Here is a 1289-nt window from a genome sequence, read left to right on the forward strand (position 1 = left end):
ATATTAGGTTGGTGCAAAAGAAATTGCGGTTTTTATGATATTCAATAATTTTTATGATTTTGTTTAAATATATCATTTTGTAAATATTGATCAACATATCATTTGAAAGCTTAATTCTTGTTGCATCTAGTAATTTTGTTAAATTTGGTACAAATTAATTTTTAATGATTTATAGGCTCCAGAAATCATGACAAGTAAAATAGGTAACCGTCTGCTTTTTTTATACGAATTTAAAAACGGCCTTCGAGCTGCAGAGACAGCTCGCAAAATCAATGATGCATTTGGCTCAGGTACCACTAATGAACGCACAGTTCAATGGTGGTTTGCCAAATTCCGCAGCGGAGATGAAAGCCTGCAAGATGAGAAGCACGGAAGTCGACCAACAGCGCTGGATAATGACCAATTAAAAGCTGCAGTCGTACCGGACCCTCGTAAAACCACGCGTGAGCTTGCAGAAGACCTTCAAGTTGACCATACAACAGTAGTTCGCCATTTAAAAGAGATAGGCAAGGTCAAAAAATTAGAAAAATGGGTGCCGCATGAATTGAACGACATCCAAAAATATCAACGTTTTGAAATCTCATCTTCTCTTCTTTTGCGCAATAAAGTCGAACCATTTCTCGAACGTATTATAACATGCGACGAGAAATGGATAGTCTACGATAATAGGAAGCGATCTAGTCAGTGGTTAGATCGTACCGAAGCTCCACGGCACTTCCCTAAGCCGAAATTACACCAAAAAAAGGTCATGGTGACGGTTTGGTGGTCACGAGCGGGCTTGATCCACTTCAGCTTCCTCAAACAAAACGAAACAATTACGGCGGAGAAGTATGTACAGCAAATCGATGAAATGCACCATAAACTTCAATGTTTAAATCCGGCATTAGTCAACAGAAAAAAACCAATCCTTTTGCACGACAATGCAAGACCACACGTCTCGAAAATCACGGTGCAAAAATTGCACGGATTGGAATACGAAATTCTACCTCATCCCCCTTATTCGCCTGATCTGTCGCCTACTGACTATTACTTCTTCAAACATTTGAGCAATTTCCTTCTGGAAAAAAACTTCAAGAATCAGGGCGATGTCGAAACTGCCTTCGATGATTTCGTTGCCTCCAGGAAACCCGACTTTTATTTGAAAGGTATAAATAAACTTATTTCACAATGGGAAAAGTGTGTTGAATCGAATGGTTCGTATTTCAATTAATAAAATTTTGTTATGTGTGTGTCTTATCATTCTAAAGTTAAAAGTTAAAAACCGCAATTTCTTTTGCACCAACCTAATA

General features: G+C 38.1%; 1 protein-coding gene. It reads left to right on the forward strand.

Annotated elements, in window-relative coordinates; translation table 11 throughout:
* Positions 1-187 precede the first annotated feature (187 nt).
* On the forward strand, positions 188-1210 hold the full coding sequence (locus tag ACAX61_RS19565; protein WP_370716211.1) for a hypothetical protein: 1023 nt from the start codon (positions 188-190) through the stop codon (positions 1208-1210).
* The last annotated feature ends 79 nt before the right edge of the window (positions 1211-1289 follow it).

This window comes from Sphingomonas sp. IW22 (assembly GCF_041321155.1).
Taxonomy (GTDB): Bacteria; Pseudomonadota; Alphaproteobacteria; order Sphingomonadales; family Sphingomonadaceae; genus Sphingomonas.

Bases quoted from the DNA above. Each gene is read 5' to 3' on its own strand.
- ACAX61_RS19565 (WP_370716211.1), top strand. From the start codon at position 188: ATGACAAGTAAAATAGGTAACCGTCTGCTTTTTTTATACGAATTTAAA.